General features: G+C 74.1%; 14 protein-coding genes. 4 read left to right on the top strand and 10 right to left on the bottom strand.

Annotated elements, in window-relative coordinates; translation table 11 throughout:
* The first annotated feature begins 201 nt into the window (after window positions 1-201).
* A complete protein-coding gene (locus ACWDCZ_RS12430) occupies window positions 202-2208 on the top strand; it encodes an alkaline phosphatase family protein (protein ID WP_449815923.1) in 2007 nt (668 codons plus the stop codon).
* Window positions 2209-2352: 144 nt separating this feature from the next.
* On the opposite strand, the gene ACWDCZ_RS12425 is transcribed toward ACWDCZ_RS12430, so the two are convergent.
* The 3 genes from ACWDCZ_RS12425 to ACWDCZ_RS12415 form a co-directional block, all read right to left on the bottom strand.
* The gene (locus ACWDCZ_RS12425; RefSeq protein ID WP_449815922.1) at window positions 2353-3543 is read right to left on the bottom strand and encodes a CapA family protein; all 1191 of its coding nucleotides are present in this window, start codon (window positions 3541-3543) and stop codon (window positions 2353-2355) included.
* Between the two features lie 184 nt (window positions 3544-3727).
* Window positions 3728-4774, bottom strand: coding sequence for a YncE family protein (locus tag ACWDCZ_RS12420; protein WP_449815921.1), 1047 nt, complete (start codon window positions 4772-4774; stop codon window positions 3728-3730).
* A gap of 384 nt (window positions 4775-5158) precedes the next feature.
* Window positions 5159-5290 carry a hypothetical protein gene (locus ACWDCZ_RS12415; protein ID WP_375875341.1) on the bottom strand — a complete coding sequence of 44 codons (132 nt, stop codon included), beginning with the start codon at window positions 5288-5290 and terminating at the stop codon, window positions 5159-5161.
* Window positions 5291-5807: 517 nt separating this feature from the next.
* Here ACWDCZ_RS12415 and ACWDCZ_RS12410 point away from each other — a divergent pair.
* A complete protein-coding gene (locus tag ACWDCZ_RS12410; protein ID WP_049649849.1) occupies window positions 5808-6011 on the top strand; it encodes a cold-shock protein in 204 nt (67 codons plus the stop codon).
* A 15-nt stretch (window positions 6012-6026) separates the two neighbouring features.
* On the opposite strand, the gene ACWDCZ_RS12405 is transcribed toward ACWDCZ_RS12410, so the two are convergent.
* Window positions 6027-6971 (bottom strand): helix-turn-helix domain-containing protein, encoded by a 945-nt coding sequence (locus tag ACWDCZ_RS12405; protein ID WP_449815920.1) that lies wholly within the window; start codon window positions 6969-6971, stop codon window positions 6027-6029.
* Window positions 6972-7157: 186 nt separating this feature from the next.
* Between ACWDCZ_RS12405 and ACWDCZ_RS12400 the strand changes: the two genes are divergently transcribed.
* The gene (locus ACWDCZ_RS12400; RefSeq protein WP_449815919.1) at window positions 7158-8102 is read left to right on the top strand and encodes an MBL fold metallo-hydrolase; all 945 of its coding nucleotides are present in this window, start codon (window positions 7158-7160) and stop codon (window positions 8100-8102) included.
* 112 nt (window positions 8103-8214) lie between these two features.
* The gene (locus ACWDCZ_RS12395; protein WP_449815917.1) at window positions 8215-9657 is read left to right on the top strand and encodes a carboxylesterase/lipase family protein; all 1443 of its coding nucleotides are present in this window, start codon (window positions 8215-8217) and stop codon (window positions 9655-9657) included.
* Between the two features lie 102 nt (window positions 9658-9759).
* Here the strand turns inward: ACWDCZ_RS12395 and ACWDCZ_RS12390 are convergent, their stop codons facing one another.
* The 6 genes from ACWDCZ_RS12390 to ACWDCZ_RS12365 all read right to left on the bottom strand — a co-directional run bounded on the left by ACWDCZ_RS12390 (window position 9760) and on the right by ACWDCZ_RS12365 (window position 18219).
* Window positions 9760-10887, bottom strand: a complete 1128-nt coding sequence (locus tag ACWDCZ_RS12390) for an NADH:flavin oxidoreductase (protein ID WP_375875346.1) — start codon at window positions 10885-10887, stop codon at window positions 9760-9762.
* 181 nt (window positions 10888-11068) lie between these two features.
* Window positions 11069-12481, bottom strand: a complete 1413-nt coding sequence (locus ACWDCZ_RS12385) for a cytochrome P450 (RefSeq protein WP_449815915.1) — start codon at window positions 12479-12481, stop codon at window positions 11069-11071.
* 193 nt (window positions 12482-12674) lie between these two features.
* Window positions 12675-14384 (bottom strand): urease subunit alpha, encoded by a 1710-nt coding sequence (locus ACWDCZ_RS12380; protein ID WP_449815914.1) that lies wholly within the window; start codon window positions 14382-14384, stop codon window positions 12675-12677.
* A complete protein-coding gene (gene ureA / locus ACWDCZ_RS12375; protein WP_388046162.1) occupies window positions 14381-15148 on the bottom strand; it encodes an urease subunit gamma in 768 nt (255 codons plus the stop codon). The genes ACWDCZ_RS12380 and ureA overlap by 4 nt, the downstream gene beginning before the upstream one ends.
* Before the next feature lie 37 nt (window positions 15149-15185).
* Entirely contained in the window at window positions 15186-16280 is a 1095-nt protein-coding gene (locus ACWDCZ_RS12370; protein WP_449815951.1) for an agmatine deiminase family protein, read from the bottom strand.
* Window positions 16281-17217: 937 nt separating this feature from the next.
* Window positions 17218-18219 carry an SMI1/KNR4 family protein gene (locus ACWDCZ_RS12365; RefSeq protein WP_449815913.1) on the bottom strand — a complete coding sequence of 334 codons (1002 nt, stop codon included), beginning with the start codon at window positions 18217-18219 and terminating at the stop codon, window positions 17218-17220.
* Window positions 18220-18413 lie beyond the last annotated feature (194 nt).

Below are 18413 nucleotides of genomic sequence, written 5' to 3'. Positions count from 1 at the left end.
GCCGTCGAGTTGAGCGGGCCATCGAACGGTGTTTGCCTGGAAGGACAGGCCAGTAGAGGGCGCAGCGCGCTCGGACACACCGGAAACACCGGAAACACCGGAGACGCCCCGGGCCGGAGCGGGTCGGCAGGCTCGCCGATGCCGGGCTTCGGGCGGTGACCCGCCGGGTGCTGCGGTCGCCCGTGGAGCAGGAGGCGGCGGATGTCGCCGTGCGGTGAGGTCCGGTACTCGATCACCCGCACCCGGGACGAGTGGCGCGCGAGGCTGGTCCGGGCCTGTTCCCGGTGGGCGGACGAGGGGGCCGACAGGTGTGCGCAGTGGGCGGATCGGGGTGCCGGCCGGTGCGGTGACCAGGCGCCGTCCTCGTGGTTCCGCGATGCGTTCTACCGGGTGGCCGACCTGCTCGGCCAGGCCTGGTACCGGCTGGCGAACCGGGTCTGCCGCGCGTTCGCCTGGGTCCTCTACTGGGTCCTCTACTGGGTCCTCACGGCAGTGGCGTACGTCGTGTGGCTGGTCCTCTGGATCCCCTGCCGCGTCTTCGGTCCGGCCGCCCGGCCGGAGGGGCGGATCAGGCACGTCTTCGTGCTGGTACTGGAGAACCGTTCGTTCGACCACATGCTCGGCGTCTCCACCGGCACGGTCGACGCCGGGTCCGGCTTCCGGCCGGGGGTCGGGGTGGATGCGGTGAGCGGCGCGCCGACCACCGTCAACGGGCCCTCGGCGAGCCTGACGAACACGCACGACGGTCAGGTCTTCGCGGTGCGCGCCGGCGCGCCCTTCGTCATGCCGGTCGACCCGCCGCACGAGTTCTGCGACGTCCAGCTCCAGCTGGCCTCGGTGCCGATCACCGGCACACCGAGGGACGACACGTGCCACTACGGCGGCAGCTACCCCGCGCTCACCATGCAGGGGTTCGTGGACAACTACGCCAACCAGGCCGTGGCCAAGGGCGACGCCTCGGCCCTGGCGGACCTCGGGGCGGTGATGGCGTGCTTCACCCCGGACCAGGTGCCGGTGATCAGCGCGCTCGCCCGCGAGTTCGCGGTGTGCGACAACTGGTTCTGCGCCCTGCCGGGGCCGACCTGGCCGAACCGGTTCTTCCTGCACGCGGCGACCTCGGGCGGACTGGACCGCAGTCCGGACCCGCTGGAACTGGCCGCCTCGCAGGTCGACGGCTACCAGTTCGAGAACGGCACGATCTACGACGCGCTCGACAGCAAGGGGTGCGACTGGCAGGTCTACCAGGGCGACGCCCTCCCGCAGGTCAGCGCGCTGGCGGGCATGGACCTGCCCACCATGCTGGAGCGCTTCCACGGCCTGGACGAGCTCGCCGGGGATCTGCGGCGTCAGGACTTCGCCGCCTCGTACGTCTTCATCGAACCCAGCTACGGTCACGTCCTCAGCCACGGCGGCAACTTCCAGTGCGGCAACAGCCAGCACGCGATCGACGACGTCACCCGGGGCGAGGCCCTGATCAAGTACGTCTACGAGTCGATCAGGCAGTCGCCGCACTGGGAGTCGAGCCTGCTGGTGATCACCTACGACGAGCACGGCGGCTTCTACGACCATGTCGAGCCGCCGGCCGCCGTCCCGCCCGGTGACGTGACCGACCCGGCGCACAACAGCCACGGCTTCCGGTTCGACCGACTCGGTGTCCGCGTCCCCGCCGTCATCGTCTCGCCGTGGGTCCCGGCCGTCCGGCCGAGCGGACCGGACGGCCGGAACTGCAACCTGATCGACCACACCGTCTACGACCACGGATCGCTGCTGGCATCGGTCGAACGCCTCTACCACCTGCCGAGCCTCACCCTGCGTGACGCCGGAGCCAATGACTTCCTCCACCTGCTGTCCGCGGCCGAGCCGCGCGGTGACGCTCCGCTGACCCTGCCCGCTCCGGCCGACTCCGGGTTCACCTGCGACGACGACGGCGACGACGGGGCACCGGTCGGGCCGGGCGAGGGGCCGGTCGGAGTGCGGACCACCGCCGACCGGCCGATCAGCTCCACCCTGCAGGGCTTCCTCCAGGTCGCGGCGCTCCACGACGCCCGGCTCCACCCCGCCGAACGCGAGCGCATCGTCCGACAGCTCCGCTCGGTCCACACGGTCAGGGACGCCCACGGCTACCTGACCCAGGTCCTCGCGCGGCTCGACGCCGTCGGCCTCCGTACGGACATCGCCGCACCGTCGCCCCGACCGGACGGCCGTTAGCGGGCGGGCCCCTCCAGCTGGTGGCCCACCGGGATGGGAGCGTCGCAGGACGCCTGGTACCGCGACCTGGTCGCCGCCCACCGGAGGTCTGCTCGCGAGCAGTCGCGCCCCGGGGCTTCGCGGAGGGTTCCGGCGCCGGTCCCTTCAGGGGGCCATGGTGAGCCCGGCCGAGGCGCCGTCGCGGCTCAGGACGACCGACCGGATGTGGTCGAGGGCCCGGGTGTAGTCGGCGCGGTCGGGGGTGTGGCGGAGGGCCTCGGTCAGGTCGAGGACCCGGTAGGGCGGGCCGAGGTCGGTCAGCTGCGGGAGGAACTCGGCCTTGGTGACGGTCCATCGTTGCCCGGGCCCGGGCGGCGGGGAGAAGGTGAAGCGGGCGATCGAGCTCCAGTTCCCCCGGGGGTCCTCCGCGCCGGTGGGGTCGAACATGTGGCCGGCGAGCTGGTCGCCCATGCCGTAGACCGTCCAGGTGTCGTTGATCTTCTCGTACGCCTGCGGGATGTGGGCGTGGGTGCCGAGGACCAGGTCGATGTCGGGCCGGCCGGGGCTCTGCTCGGCGGCCAGGTCGCGGGCGAGTGCGAGCTGCTGCTCGTCCGGGGTGTCCTGCCACTCGGTGCCCCAGTGGAGGCTCACCACCACGATGTCCGCGCCGCGCTCGCGGGCGGCCCGGGCGTCGGTGAGGATCCGCTCCCGGTCGATGAGGTTGACCGCCCAGGGCCGGTCCTTCGGCAGGGGGATGCCGTTGGTGCCGTAGGTGTAGGCGAGCTGGGCCACCGTGGCGCCGCCCGCCGTGAGCGTCGTGGGACTACTCGCCTCGTCGGCGCTGCGCGCGGAGCCCGTGTGCTTCAGGCCGACGGCGTCCATGGCGTCGAGCGTGCGCCGGATGCCGTCCGGGCCGCCGTCGAGCGTGTGGTTGGAGGCGGTGTCGCAGGAGGTGTAGCCGGTGTCCTTGAGCGCCTGGGCGACCTGGGGTGGCGAGATGAACGACGGGTAGCCGGTGAACGGCCCGCCGTCGGCGCCGTACACCGTCTCCATGTGGCAGATGGCCAGGTCGGCGGCGCTGATGACGGGTTTGACCCCGGCGAGCATCCGGGTGAAGTCGTAACCGCTGCCCCCGGCGTCCTCCCTGGCCTGCTGGATGATCTCCGTGTGCGGCAGGACGTCCCCGGTCGCGACGAGGGTGAACGCCCGCGGCCCCGCCGGGGTGGGCGCGGCCGGGGAGCTCGGATCGCGGGGGGTCGACGGCGCGGGCTGCCGTTCCTGCGGTGACCCGCAGCCGGTGAGGGAGAGCAGCAGGGCGGTGGCGGCTGTGAGGATCTCTCGGCAGGCAAATCGCATGGTCGGCTCGTCCCACGATCGGCGGGTATGACGAGTCCGACTATGCGAGTTATGGACGGGCCGCCGTGGAACCCGCGCCCTGGGATCACCCGACGGGGCCACCGACCCGTCGGCGGGCACGGACGGGCGCGGACGGGCGGGTGCGCGGGGTGGCGCGGGGCCGCGCACCCGCCCGGCGGGCGGGTCAGAAGGTGACGGCCTTCAGGTAGCTGCTTTCGCCGCGCGGACCGGCCAGGTAGAGGGTGTGGCCGTCGGGGCCGAGGGCGGCGGTGCCGACGCCGTCCAGGCCGAAGCCGGTGAGGTCGGCGGCCGGGAGGGCGGTGTTGGTGGCGGTGTCATAGGCCAGCACGGTGGCGGAGGGCTTCCAGCCGTCCTTGAGGACGAACAGGCGGCCGCCGTCCGGGGAGACCGCCACCAGGTGGGTGTCGGCAGAGGTGGCCGGGCCGCCGAGGGTGAAGGCGGTGCGGGACGTGTCGGTGAAGGGGTCGAGCTCGTAGCCGGAGCCCTGGGCGGCCCGGCTGCCGAGGGCGTAGAGGCGGGTGCCCTCCGGGGAGGCGGTGACCTCGGTCGCGGCGGCGAGCGGCTGGACGGTGCGGGTGACGGTCGGGACGGGAGATGTCAGGTCGAGGTGGACGACGCCCGCGCCGGTGGCGACGTAGGCGTCGGCGCCGCCGTTGTGGAGGGCGATCCCGTCGACGTCGGGGTCGCCCAGCGGGACGGCGCCGGTGAAGGAACGGGTGAAGGTGTCGAAGACCAGCACCCGGCCGGGGCCGGCGGTGCCCTGCTGGGTCACGAACACCCGGGAGCCGTCGGCGCTGACGGCGAGTGCGCGCGGGCGGTCGACGGGCGTGCGGGACAGCACGGTGTTCGTGGCGAGGTCGACGACCAGCAGCTGCTCGGCGGCGAGGACGTAGATCCGGTTGCCGTCGGGGCTGAGGGCGGGCCGGCCGGCGGCGCCGTCCTGGCTGAGCAGGGTCTGCGCCACGACCGTGCGGGTGCGGGTGTCGACGGTGCGCAGGAGGGTGGGGTAGCCGGTGCCGACGTGGTCCTCGGCGACGACGTAGGCGCGGTTGCCGTCGGAGCTGACGGCGATGCCGAGCGCCCGCCAGCCGACGGCGGCGTCGGCGGTGCCGGTGGTGCCGGCCGTGGCGCCGGCCGGCACGGCGCACAGGAGCGTGACTGATGCCGCGAGGGCGGTGGTCCAACGAGCCGTACCCGTAAGCGAGTTCATGGAGATCTCCCCGGACGGTGTCCTCGCGCTGTGCGAGGCGTGGACACGCTACGGGGGAGGGGAGGGCGCGTGGACGGGGCGTGGAGGAGTTGACCGGATCGGTATTGGTCTAGTCCAAAATCCGAAGCCGCCCGCGGGGCCGTGCGGGTGGCCGGGGCCGCCGGGTGGCCGCCTCACGGGTGCGGGTGCGGGTGCGGGTGCGGGTGCGGTGCGGACAGGGCGTGGTGCGGAACCGGGCGCGGTGCGGAACCGGGCTGCGGGCCGGGCGCGTCGACGCATCACGAAACGCCTGGCGTCCGGCCGGGTGGCCGGACCCAGGTGAGCGGCCGATCGGGCTCCGGCATGCGCCCCGGAGCGGTGACGGTAGGGCCGCGGGTGTGCCGGTCAGAGTGTGAACAAGGCGGCGTACGGTGGGGCGATCCGCTCCTGTCGGGTGCCGAAGTCGACGAGGACGGCCGCGTAGGCTCCGTCCTCCACCGCGAGGACGCGGCCGAGACCATACTTGTCGTGGCTCACGCGGTCGCCCACCGCGAATAGCTTGGGCGGTGCGTCGGGCCGGGGTTTGAAGGGGCTGGTGGGCAGGGGGCGTCGGACTGCCGGTGTTTTCCTCATCCCGGTCAGTATGCTCCGAAAATCGACGGAACGGGCCGTTCCGGAGGGTGTGAATCCGTTGCCGGGTGTCCCCGGGGCGACTCGCCCCCTGGGCGTGGCGAAAAAATCATGACCGGGGCGGCGCAGAGTCCGGTGTCGCCAACTCCGGTGCGGGAATCGATCGTTGCTGTCGCTTTCGGGGCGAGACGGTCGCGCCCGGGAGGGCGGGAAGAAAATAGACGAGTGAAAATCCGCGCCGGCGGGCCGGAGTCTGCTAAGCTCTTCTTAGTTGCAGTTGTGGTTCCCATGAACTTTGTGTGCGCCTGCTTATTGTTGCGGGCGCATTTTTTGTTTTACCGGCTCTTTCCGGCGGGTTCTCATCGCGGCGACTCGAATGTCTGCATGGTGCAGACTTCGCACAGTCTCTCGAAGGAGATTTCTCATGGCTACTGGCACCGTGAAGTGGTTCAACGCGGAAAAGGGCTTCGGCTTCATCGAGCAGGAGGGCGGCGGCGCTGACGTGTTCGCCCACTACTCGAACATCGTCGCCCAGGGCTTCCGCGAGCTGCTCGAGGGTCAGAAGGTCGAGTTCGACGTCACGCAGGGCCAGAAGGGCCCGCAGGCCGAGAACATCCGCCCGCTGTAATTTTCCTGCCGCGCTTTAGCCCGGCAGACAGGGGCCCGCACCGTGCGTCACGCACGGTGCGGGCCCTTTGCCGTTCCGGGGCGGACCGCTGCTCCGCGGAACCCCGCCGCCGACGCCGGCCCGGGTGAGGAGGGCGAGGGCCGCCTCGGAGGGGGAACCGGCGGGGGCGGTGCAGACGACGAGTACCTGATCGGGTGAGCGGGCGATCGACAGCATCTGCTGCGTCACGGTGAGCGCGCCGACGACGGGGTGGTGCAGCCGGTAGGAGCGGGTGTCGCACGGCGCCACCCGGTGGTCGCCCCACAGTGCGACGAACTCCGGGCTCTTCATGGTCAGTTCGCCGATCAGCTCGGCCAGCAGCGGGTCCTCGGGGTGCCTGCCGACGGTGGCGCGCAGGCTGCCGACCACCGTGCGCGCCTTGTGCTGCCAGTCCACGTACAGCTCCCGGGCGTGCGCGTCCAGGAACAGCATCCGGCCCAGGTTCGGGCGTCGCGCCGGGTCGTCCGGGCCGTGGACGTCCACGTGGCCGGCCAGCAGGGCGTGCCCGAGGGTGTTCCAGGCCAGCACGTCCGTACGGCGGCCGAGCACCACGGCCGGGACGCCGTCGACCGCGCGGAGCAGGTCGCGGGTCTCGTCCGCCAGCCGCTCGGGTCGCGGCCGGCGCACCCGGGGGGTGTGGCGGGCGGCGACGGCGAGCCGGTCGAGGTGCTCGCGCTCGTGGTCGCCGAGCAGGAGCGCGCGGGCGATCGCGTCGAGCACATCGGCCGACGCCCCGCGGGACAGGCCCTGCTCCAGCCGGGTGTAGTACGAGACGCTGACGCCCGCCAGCTGGGCCACCTCCTCGCGCCGGAGCCCGGCCACCCGACGGCGGGGCCCGAGTTCGCGCAGGCCGACGTCCTCGGGGTGCAGCCGCGTCCGTCGGGCTCTGAGGAAGGCGCCGAGCGGGCCGGGTCCGTTCATGCCCCCCAGTATTCGGCGCCCGGAGCGGTCCCAGCCACACCCTGTGAGGGGTAGGACAGGCCGGGGTAGGACGAGCGGGGGCTGGTCGGTGCCGCTCGGAGGGGCCAGGCTCGGTCCCGACCGGAAACGGTCGGGAGCGGTCGGCGGACGGTCGACCGCGTGCCCCGGACCCGAGGAGGGGAGCCCATGCGGCGGAACCCGGAGCAGATCACCATCGGTGACGTCACCGTCACCCGGATCAAGGAGTTCTACGGCTCGGCCGGGCTGTCTCCGGGCCGGTTCTTCCCAGATAGCCCCGGCAGCACGAACGGCCCGGCCGGCCCCGACGGCTCGTGGGAGCGGCACCGCGACTGGCTGGCGCCCGACTTCTGGGACCCGGCGACGGACGAGTGCCGTACCGCGGTCCAGTCCTGGCTGCTGCGCAGCGAGGGGCGCACGATCCTGGTCGACACCGGGGCGGGCAACCACAAGGACCGGCCCCACGCGCCGGTCTGGAACCACCTGGACACGGACTACCTCGACAACCTCGCCGCCGCCGGGGTGCGGCCCGAGGACGTCGACCTCGTCGTCAACACCCACCTGCACGTCGACCACGTCGGCTGGAACACCCGCCTCGACGGCCGGACCTGGGTGCCGACCTTCCCCAACGCCCGGTACCTGATGACCCGGCGGGACTTCGAGTTCTGGGACCCGGCCAACGGGCACCGCAGCGTGCTCGGCCGCGGGAACCAGAACGTCTTCGAGGACAGCGTCGCGCCGGTCCACCGGGCGGGACTGACGCGGCTGTGGGAGGGCACGTACCGGATCGACCGGAACCTGCGGCTCGACCTCGCGCCCGGGCACACCCCCGGCTCGTCCGTGCTCACCCTGGAGTCCGGCGGTGAGCAGGCCCTGTTCGTCGGGGACCTGGTGCACAGCCCGTTCCAGATCGCCGAGCCGGACACCAACTCCTGCTTCTGCGAGGACCCGGCGCTGTCCCGCGCCACCCGGCACCGGCTGCTCGGCCAGGCCGCCGAGCGCCGTGCGCTGCTCTTCCCGGCGCACTTCGGCGGCCGGGGCGCGGTGGAGGTCGCGCGCAACGGGTCGACGTTCGCGATCAGGGAGTGGGCGGGCTTCTCCCGCATTTCCTGATGATCCGGTCATCCGCCTGATCCGCCTGATCCGCCGACGCGCCCGCTCCGCCGGTACGTCGGCCCCAGCACCGCCAGAGAGCTCCAGAACCGTCAGAGAGGAATCGTTTCCCATGCCCCGACAGGCAGATCCGGTCGTCGAAACCCCGGCAGGAGCCGTGCGCGGCGTCCGGGACGGGTCCGGCGAGCGTTACCGCGCCCTGCCGTACGCGGCGGCACCGACCGGCGCCGGCCGCTTCGCCCCGCCCGTACCGCACCCGGGCTGGTCCGGCGTCCGCGACGGCACGCGGCCCTCGCCGACGGCCCCGCAGCCGGTCCGCGCCTTCGACCGGCTCGACGTGAGCCCCTACTTCGGGCCCGGCTGGGCGCCCGGTGCGGAGTACCTGACCGTCGACGTCCACACGCCCGCGGCCGACGGCGGCCGCCGCCCGGTCATGGTGTTCGTGCACGGCGGCGGGTTCATCACCGGCTCGAACCGCGCCGCCCTCTACGACGGCGGCGCGTTCGCCCGCGACGGCGTCGTCCTGGTGACGGTGAACTACCGCCTCGGCATCCCCGGGTTCCTCGACCTGCCGGGCGCCCCGGCCAACCGGGGGCTGCTCGACGTGCTCGCCGCACTCGGCTGGGTGCGGGACACGATCGCGGCGTTCGGCGGCGACCCGGGGAACGTCACCGTCTTCGGGGAGTCCGCGGGCGCGACGCTGGTCTGCGCGCTGCTCGCGGCGCCGGAGGCCGACGGGCTGTTCCGGCGGGCGATCGTGCAGAGCGGCAGCGGCACCGGCGCGTTCACCCCGGAGCAGGCGGGGCGGGTCACCGCCGTCGCGGCCGCCGCGCTGGGCGTCGAAGCGACCGCCGAGGCGTTCGCCCCGATCCCGGACGAGCGGTTGCTGACGGTCCTGCCCGCGCTGCTCGGCCTCGACCTGCGGACGGACACCGCCACCGACCCGCTGGCCGGGCTCAGCCCGCTCGGCCTCGTCCTGCCGGTCCAGCCCGCGGACGCCCTCGCGGACGGCCCGGCCCGCGACGTCGACCTGCTCATCGGCACCAACACCGAGGAGGCGAACCTCTACCTCGTGCCGGAGGGGGAGCTGGAGTCCACCACGGAGGCCGACCTCCACGCCGTCGCCACCGGACTGCTGGCGGATCCGGCGGCGGTCCTCTCCGCCCTGCGGGCGGCGCGGCTGGGCGCCACGCCGGGCGAACTCCGCTCCGCCGTGCTCGCGCACGCCCTGTTCGAGGCCGGGACGACGCGCATGGCGGAGGCCCACGCCCGGATCTCGGGCGGCCGCCGCACGTACCGCTACTCGTTCGGGTACTGCTCGACGGCCCTGGACGGGCGGCTCGGCGCCGCCCACACCGTCGAGCTGCCCTTCGTGTTCGACCTCGCCGACGAACCCTGGCTGCACGGGGACACCGGCCTGCTCGGCCCCGACCCCGCCCCGGCCGGACTCGCCGCCCGGGTGCACGGTGCCTGGGTCGCCTTCGCCGGGACCGGGGACCCGGGCTGGGCGGCCTACGACCCGCGGCTGCCCGTGGCGGAGGCCCTCGGCGGCTGAGCGGGGCACGGAGGTCCGACCACCTGTAGCCCGCCCGCCGACCGGGCCCGGCCCGCACCGCGAGCGCAGCGGTACGGGCCGGGCCCGGTCGGCCCGTGGCGGTCAGCTCAGGGTGCGGCTCGCGGCGGCGTCGTACGGGAGCAGGTCGGCGAAACGGCCGGAGAGGACCTTGGCGGCCCACTGCGGGTCCTGGAGGAGGGCGCGGCCGACGGCGACCAGGTCGAACTCGTCGCGCTCCAGCCGGTCGAGCAGGTTGTCGAGGCCCTGGACCCCGGAGCCCTGGCCCGCGAAGGCGCGCATGAAGTCGCCGTCGAGGCCGACCGAGCCGACGGTGATGGCGGGGCGGCCGGTGAGCTTCCTGGTCCAGCCGGCCAGGTTGAGGTCCGAGTCGTCGAACTCGGGGACCCAGTAGCGGCGGGTCGAGGCGTGGAAGGCGTCGACGCCGGCCTCGGCGAGCGGGGTGAGGATCGCCTCCAGCTCCTGCGGGGTCTCGGCGAGGCGGGCGTCGTAGTTCTCCAGCTTCCACTGCGAGTAGCGGAAGATCACCGGGAACCCGGGGGAGACGGCCTCGCGCACGGCGGCGACGAGCTCGGCGGTGAACCTCGTCCGGGCGACCGGGTCGCCGCCGTAGGCGTCGGTGCGGCGGTTGGTGCCGGCCCACAGGAACTGGTCGAGCAGGTAGCCGTGGGCGCCGTGCAGCTCGACGCCGTCGAAGCCGATCCGCTCGGCGGCCGCGGCGGCCTCGGCGAACGCGCCGATGACGGCGTCGAGGTCGGCCCGCGTCATCGCCCGCCCCGTTCCCTCGGTGCCGTCCAGCCGTATGCCGGACGGGCCGACGGCGGGGGCGTCGGCGAACGGCGGGTCGCCCTGCTTGCGCGCCATGCCGATGTGCCAGAGCTGCGGCACGATGGTGCCGCCCGCCGCGTGGACGTCCTCGGCGACGCGGGCCCACCCGGCCAGCTGCTCCTCGCCGTGGAAGCGCGGGATGGCGTCGCTCTGGCCAGCGGACTCGTGGCCGACGTACGTCCCCTCGGTGACGATCAGGCCGACGCCCGCGGCGGCGCGGCGGGCGTAGTACGAGCGCACGTCCTCGCCGGGCACGCCGCCCGGGGAGAACGAGCGCGTCATCGGCGCCATCACGATCCGGTTGGGCACGGTCAGCCCGTTGATCGTGACGGGCCGGGACAGGAGGTCGGCCGCGCGGGAGGCGGCGGGCTCGGTGACGGTCATGAGGATTCCTCGCGGTCGGCGGTGGCGGTGGCGGGCGCCAGGGCGGTGACGGTGATCGTTCGCCCGTGCCAACCGCCTTGGCGGCTCCCGCATTTCACCGTCCGCGCGAAGTCCGCTGTGATCCGCGCCACGGTCCGCCGCGGGCCCCGGGACGGGGCCTCTCGACGGTTCCCGGCACCGGTCAGGGCCCGGCCGGGCGGTTCCCGGACGGGTCCGTGCGCGGTTCCGCCGTCATCAGGAGGTTCTCGGGACGGTTGGTGCTGGTCATGACGCCCCGTACCCGCGCTCCCGGGACGGGCGCCAGCCGCCAGCGGCCCGCGACGGCCGCGACCACGGTCATCATCTCGGTGCGGGCGAAGGACTCGCCGATGCACAGGTGGCTGCCGGCGCCGAAGGGGACGAACGCGCCGCGCGGGACGGGGGGCCGGTCGGGCAGCCAGCGGTCGGGGTCGAACCGCAGGGGGTGGGGGAAGTAGCGAGGGTTCCGGTGGAGGACCAGGGCGCTGAAGATGAACTCGGTGCCTCGGGGGAAGCGGTAGCCGCCGAGTTCGACGTCGGTGGTCGCGCGGCGGATCGTGATGCCGCCGGGGTTGCGGACGCGCAGCGCCTCGTCGACGACGCGGCGCGTGTACTCCAGCCGGGCCAGCCGCTCGGGGCCGAGGGGAAGGGAGACGTGGTCCCGCACTTCCTGGTGGAGCCGCTGGTCGACGAGCGGGTGCCGGCCCAGCTCGTGGAAGAGCCAGGCGAGCCCGCCTGCGGCGGTCTCCGTGCCGGCGACCAGCAGGGTGATGAGTTCGTCGTGGAGCTGGCGGTCGGTCATGGCCTCGCCGCTGTCGGCGTCCCGGGCCTGGAGGAGCGTCGAAAGCAGGTCCGGCCGCTCGCCCGTGCCGTCGGTGCCTCCGGTGGGTCCGGCCGACCCGGCGCGTCCGGCGCGTCCGGTGTGGATGAGGTGGTCGATGGCGCGGCGCAGCCGGGCGTGGGCGTCGGCGAGGCGGCGGTTGCCCGGGGTGGGGAGCCGGTGCCACAGGTCCGTGGGGTCCAGTACACGGGTGTACATGCCGCGCAGGACGACGGGCAGGGCGTGGCGGATCTCGGCGGCGGCGGACGCGTCGAGTGAGGTGGAGAACAGCGTCGAGGTGACGACGGAGAGGGACAGCTCCAGCATCTGCCGGGTGACGTCGACGACCTGGCCGGGCCGCCAGGAGTCGGCGCGCTCGGCGGCGAGCCGCGCCATGGTGTCGACGTAGTACGCGATCTGGCGGTGGTGGAACGCCGGTTGCATCAGGCGCCGTTGTCGGAGGTGGAGGGGGCCCTGGGAGGTGGCCAGTCCGTTCCCGAGGTAGGGGCGGAGCTTGTCGAAGGAGCGGCCCTTGGCGAAGCTCGCCGCGTCGGTGACCAGTACGCGGTGGACCAGCTCCGGGCTGGTCAGTACGTAGCTCGGCTTCGGGCCGAGGTGGGCGGCCACGATCCGGTCGTAGGCGGTGAGGCTGCCGAGGAACTCCAGCGGACGCCGCCACAGTTCCAGGGCGTGGCCGATCAGCGGGAGCCGCCCGGGAGCGACGGGAGGGGCCGGCGGACGGCTGGCGGTGGGCATCGTCGTTCCTCTGGTGCGGGGTCGGGACACAGTCTGCGGCCCGGTGCACCTCCTGCGAACCCTTCGCGCCGGGGCGCGCTGGTGGACTGCGCGGCGCACGGGGGCGGAGGTCGGCTCGCCCCGGTGGGCCGCGCGCGGACCGGCGAGGAGTCCACCGGCCCGCCCCGGTCGACGGGTAGAGGAATCAGAGGTATCAGAGGAAGTACAGGCGGTTCAGCGGGACCTCCTCGGCGGGGTCGGACCGCAGGGGGGTGCCGTCGAGGGTGACGAGGCCTTCGCGCGGGTCGACGAGGACCTCGCCGAGGCGGCTGTTGCGGACCATGTCGCCCGGGCCGATGCCGCGGGTGTGGCGGACGGCGACGCGGCGGCGGCGGGTGGTCATGGTGTCGTACGGGCGGGCGTGGGTGCCGGACTCGGCGGCGGCGCGGCTGGTGAAGGCGACGGAGAGGTCCGCGGGGGTGGCGCCGTGGGCGCCGAACAGGGGCCCCATGACGAGGGGTTGGCAGGTCTCGGTGGCGGCGTTGGGGTCGCCGGTGACGCCGTAGGCGGGGAAGCCCGCCTTGAGGACCAGCTGGGGCTTGGCGCCGAAGGACGCCGGGCGCCACAGGACGAGGTCGGCGAGTTTGCCGATCTCGATGGAGCCGACCTCGTGGGAGAGGCCGTGGGCGATGGCCGGGTTGATGGTGAGCTTGGCGATGTAGCGCAGCACGCGCTGGTTGTCGTCGTCCGGGCCGTCGCCCTCCAGCGGGCCGCGTTCGGCCTTCATCTTGCCCGCCACCGCGAAGGTGCGGCGCACCGTCTCGCCGGCCCGGCCCATGCCCTGGGCGTCGGAGGAGGTGATGCCGATGGCCCCGAGGTCGTGCAGCACGTCCTCGGCGCCCATGGTGCCGGCCCGGATGCGGTCGCGGGCCATCGCGGCGTCGCCGGGCAGGTCGGTCTTGAGCCCGTGGACGGAGACGATCATGCCGTAGTGCTCGGCGACCGCGTCCCGGCCGAAGGGGAGGGTGGGGTTGGTGGAGGAGCCGATGACGTTCGGCACGCCCGCCATCTTGAGGACGTTGGGGACGTGTCCGCCGCCGCAGCCCTCGATGTGGAAGGCGTGGATGGTCCGGCCTTCGAGGACCTTCAGGGTGTCCTCGACCGAGAGGCACTCGTTCAACCCGTCGGTGTGCAGGGCCACTTGGACGTCGTGGGCCTCGGCGACGGACAGCGCGGTGTCCAGGGCGCGGGTGTGCGCGCCCATGTCCTCGTGCACCTTGAAGCCGCAGGCTCCGCCCTCGGCCAGCGCCTCGACGAGCGGGGCGGGGTGGGAGGACGAACCGCGGCCCAGGAAGCCGATGTTGACGGGCCAGGCGTCGAAGGAGTTGAAGGCGTGCCGCAGCGCCCAGGGCGAGTTGACGCCGACGCCCCAGACCGGCCCGAACTCCTGGCCGATGATGGTGGTGACGCCGGAGGCCAGCGAGGCCTCCATGATCCGCGGGGACATCAGGTGCACGTGCGTGTCGATGGCGCCGGCGGTGACGATCAGGCCCTCGCCGGAGACGATGGCCGTCCCGGTGCCGACCACCACGTCCACGCCGTCCAGGGTGTCCGGGTTGCCGGCCCGCCCGATCGAGGCGATCCGGCCCTCCCGGATGCCGATCGAGGTCTTGCGGATGCCCTGGATCGCGTCGATCACCAGGACGTTGCTGATCACCACGTCGCAGGTGTCCCGGACGGCGGCGGCCTTGAGGTGCAGGCCGTCCCGGGCGGTCTTGCCGAAACCGGCCAGGAACTCGTCGCCCGGCCGCTGGGAGTCGGACTCGACCCGGACGACCAGTCCGCTGTCGCCGAGCCGGACCCGGTCCCCGGCGCGCGGGCCGTGCACGGCCGTGTACTCGGACGCGTCGATGCTGCTGCTCACGGGTGCTGCTCCTGTCCTTCGCCGCTTGTTCCTGCGCCGGCCGCTCCGCCGTCGACCGTTCCCGCGCCGGCCAGTCCTTCGTCGGCCGCTCCGAGGTAGCCCTGTTCGGTGGCCCGGCGCAGCGCCTCGCGCCGTACCCGGGGCGAGTCCAGCGGTCCGTCGACCAGCCCGGCGAAGCCGATCGCGACCCGCTCGCCGCCGATCGGCACCAGGCCGACCTCGACGGTGGCGCCCGGGTCGAAGCGCACCGAGGAGCCGGCCGGCACGGCCAGGTGCATCCCGTAGGCGGCGGCCCGGTCGAAGGCCAGCCGCGGGTTGGCCTCGAAGAAGTGGAAGTGCGAGGTGACCGAGACCGGCACCCCGGAGGTGTTGCGCACGGCGAGGGTGCGGACGGGTTCCGGTCCGGTCGCGGCGTGGCCGTCGGTGAGGACGGCGCCGGGTGCGGCCTCGCCGAGGGCGCCGCCGCCGAACGGGTCGGCGATGACGGCGAGCCGGGTGCCGTCCTCGAACACGGCCTCGACGTGGATCTCGGTGACGAGGTCCGCCACGCCGGGCAGGACGTCGGCGGGGGAGAGGACGGAGCGGCCGCGCGCGACGGCCTCGGCCAGGCGCAGCCCGTCGCGGGCGGCCTCGCAGACGGTGTCCGAGACGAGTGCGGTGGCCTCGGGGACGTTGAGCCGCAGGCCGCGGGCGCGGCGGGCGCGGGCGAGTTCGGCTGCTGTGAAGATCAGCAGCCGGTCGCGTTCGGTGGGGGTCAGCTGCACGGGGGTTCCCTTCTCCCTCGGTGCGGGGCGGCGGGGGTCAGCCGGCCGGCTGGTCGTGGGTGGAGCAGTGGATGCCGCCCCCGCCGGAGGCGATGGTGTCGATCTTCACGGGGACGATCTCGCGGTCCGGGAACTGCTCCCGGAAGACCTCCTGGGCGTGGCCGTCGGCCTTGGCGTCGCCGAAGAGCGGCAGGTAGACGCCCTTGTTGCCGATGTAGAAGTTCATGTACGAGGAGACGAAGGCGTCGCCGCGGCCGGTGATCCGGTCCGGGTCGGGCTGGCCGATCTCGACGACCTTGAGCTTCCCGCCGGTCGCGTCGGTGGCCTCGGCGAGGACGGCGCGGGCCTGGTCGGCGGAGCGGGACCAGACGTCGGGCGGGGTGCCGGGGAAGGCGCGGTCCAGGAAGACGACGCCGGGGGCGGCGAAGCGGGCGAGGCAGTCGACGTGGGCGTCGGTGATGTCCTTGCCCTTGACGCCCGCCAGCCAGATCACCTTGGTGAGGCCCAGCGTCCGCTTGAGCTCCGCCTCGATCTCGTCGCGGGTGCGGCCCGGGTTGCGGTTGTCGTTGACGACGGAGCTCTCGGTGACCAGCAGGGTGCCCTGGCCGTCGGTCTCGAAGGAGCCGCCCTCGGCGGTGAGCGGGGTCTCCAGCCGCTCGATCCCGTACTTCTCCAGGACGGTGCGGGCGATCCGGGCGTCGTTGGCGTGCTCCTGCTTCCCGCCCCAGCCGCTGAAGTTGAAGTCGACGCCCTTGACCTTTCCGCCCTCCTCGACGAAGACCGGCAGGGTGTCGCGGGCCCACAGGTCGTCCACCGGGACGGCGAGCAGCTCGACGTCCGAGCCGCAGGCGTTGCGGGCCGAGGCCTCCTGGCCGGGGCGGACGAGCAGGACCACCGGTTCGCGCTGTCCGATGGCCCGGGCCACGGTGGCGATGTCCCTGCGGACGGCGCTGAGCTGCTCGCCCCAGACGTTCTCGGAGGCGGGCCAGGCCATGAAGGTCCGCTCGTGCTTCTCCCACTCGCCGCCGAGCCGCCGGCCGCGGGCGGGGGCGGGCGCGGGGGTGGGATCGGAGGCGGGCGCCGGGGGCTGCGCGGCGGGCGGCTGGGCGGCGGGCGGCGGGACCGGGGGCATGCCGTAGCCGCCACCCGTCGGCGGCATCAGCATGGTCGCGGCCTCGGCACCCGCCGGCGCGGCGGGCTCGGGCAGGTCCGAGCCGGTGGTCCGCAGCCCTTCGGACATCAGGACGGTCGCGGCCTCGCCCTCGACCGGCGGCCGGCCGGGCACCACAGGCGCGACGGGCGCGACCGGAGCCGCGACCGGCGGCACCGACGCGACGGCCGGCTCGTCGTGCCCGGCCGGCGGCGCGAGCATGGTCGGCGCGTCCCCGGCGGGCCGGTCGGAGACCGGCGGCTCGGTCAGCACGGCCGGCCCGGGCCGCGGCGCCGCGGCGGGCGGCTCCTCGACGGGCGCGACAGCCGGAACGGGCGCGGGCGCGGCAGCGGCAGGAGCGGCGGCCGGGGCCTCCGCCCCCTGCGGGCCGGCCGGAGCCGTCCCGAGCCGCTCCGCCTCCGCCGCGATCGCCGCGGCCCCCGCCTCCTGGAGCCACTGCGGCGGGCTGAGCAGGAACGAGGTCGCCTCCACCGGCCCGGGCGCGGGCTTCGCCGCCCCCGCCGGGTTGGCCGCCACCGGCCGCCCGTAGACCTCCTCGTACTGCCGGACCACCTCGTTGACGGGCAGCGCTGGCCAGAGCGTGCTGGCGCCGGAGTCCCGGGCGATCACCAGCCGCGCCTCTCCCGAGCCGCCGCCCGCACCGCCCGAGCCGTCGGCAGGGCCCGTGGGCGCCACCGCCCAGCAGACGAAGCCCAGGTCGAACTCCCGGACCCGCACCTCGCGCTGCTGCGAGCGCGGCACCCCGCCGTTGATCCACTCCTCGGCGAGCTCCTGCGCCTGCGCGTACGTCACCACGCCCGGTTCACCCCTGTCCGCATCCTCTTCGTCCCCCGTTCCACCGCGACCACCTCGGCCACCGACACCACCGCGAGCACCACGAGCATCGCGCCCACGCGCCTCAGCCGACCGGGACGGCCCGGGCGAACCCGCCGTCCACCATCAGCTCCGCGACCGTCTCCAGCTCCGGCGGGCTGCCGGCCAGCCGGAGCAGGAAGGCGTCGAAGTCCTCGCCGCAGGGCAGCAGCAGCCGGGCGCAGCGGTCCTCCGGCGCCTCCGGGCCGCCGGCGTCGCGGGCGTCGTCGTACAGGTGGAACCAGACCGAGCCGGCCCGCTCGCCGCGCACCTTGAGCGCGACCAGGCCGCCCTGCGCGTAGGCGATGCCCAGGTAGTCCTTGGTGAGGTGGTCGCGCAGGCACTTGTTGGCGTACACGACGTCGTCGGTGCCGTACTCCTCGGTGAGCGTCAGGAACGGCTGGTCGAGCAGCAGTCCGAGCTCGGTGTCCAGCGCCACGCCGACCGGGGCGCGGCCGCCGCCCAGCTTGAGGAAGGTGCGGTAGGCGTCGGGCAGCCGGTAGCCGAGGCGCTCCTCGGCGCGCTGCACCAGGTCCTCGGGGACGCCGATCGGGTCGCCGCCGTCCCCGGCCAGCGAGAAGTGCACCGGCCGGCGCTCCTGCAGCGGGCGGGTGCCGCGGCGGGTGTGGTCGGCGGCGGAGGTGGCCAGGCCGCCGTGGTGCCGCAGCAGCGCCTTGACCTCGACCGGGACGAGCTCCATCCGCCGCCAGCCGGGGGCGGCCCGGCCGACCGCGTGGTGCCAGGTCCAGCCGGGCGGGGTGGCGACGGCGGTCGGGAGGTCGGCCCAGAGCGGGTGGCCCTGGGTGTAGAGCGCGGCGTTGGCCGAGACGTAGTCGGTCAGCCGCAGTTCGTCCACGCCGAAGCCCGCCGGCGGGTCGGCCACCTCGGCCGCGGCGGCGGCGTACGGACCGAAGTCCGGGAAGCCGTACTCGTCCACCCTGACCCCGGCGGGGTGCCGCTCCGCGCGGACCGGGTCCGGGAACTGCACCACCTGACCTGCGTACGCCGTGTTCGGTGCGGCGGCGACGCCGGGCCGACCTGTCGTCATCTGGGAGCCCCCACTGGCTGCTGCAAAATACGGTGCTTGCTGGGCACCAGCCTAGGGCCTGCCCTCGAACTCCCGTCGTCCGCCCGGAGGGCGGGCGGGGCGGCGTTGGGGTGCGTGCATCGCAAGGCGGAGGAGGGAGCCACTGCGGTGGGGGCACCTCCCGGCCGAAGGCTGGGGGCCATTGGCGACCGACG

The organism is Kitasatospora sp. NPDC001225 (genome assembly GCF_053597855.1).
Note: the sequence above shows the minus strand (reverse complement) of the source record. Positions and strands in the feature narration are given on the sequence as shown.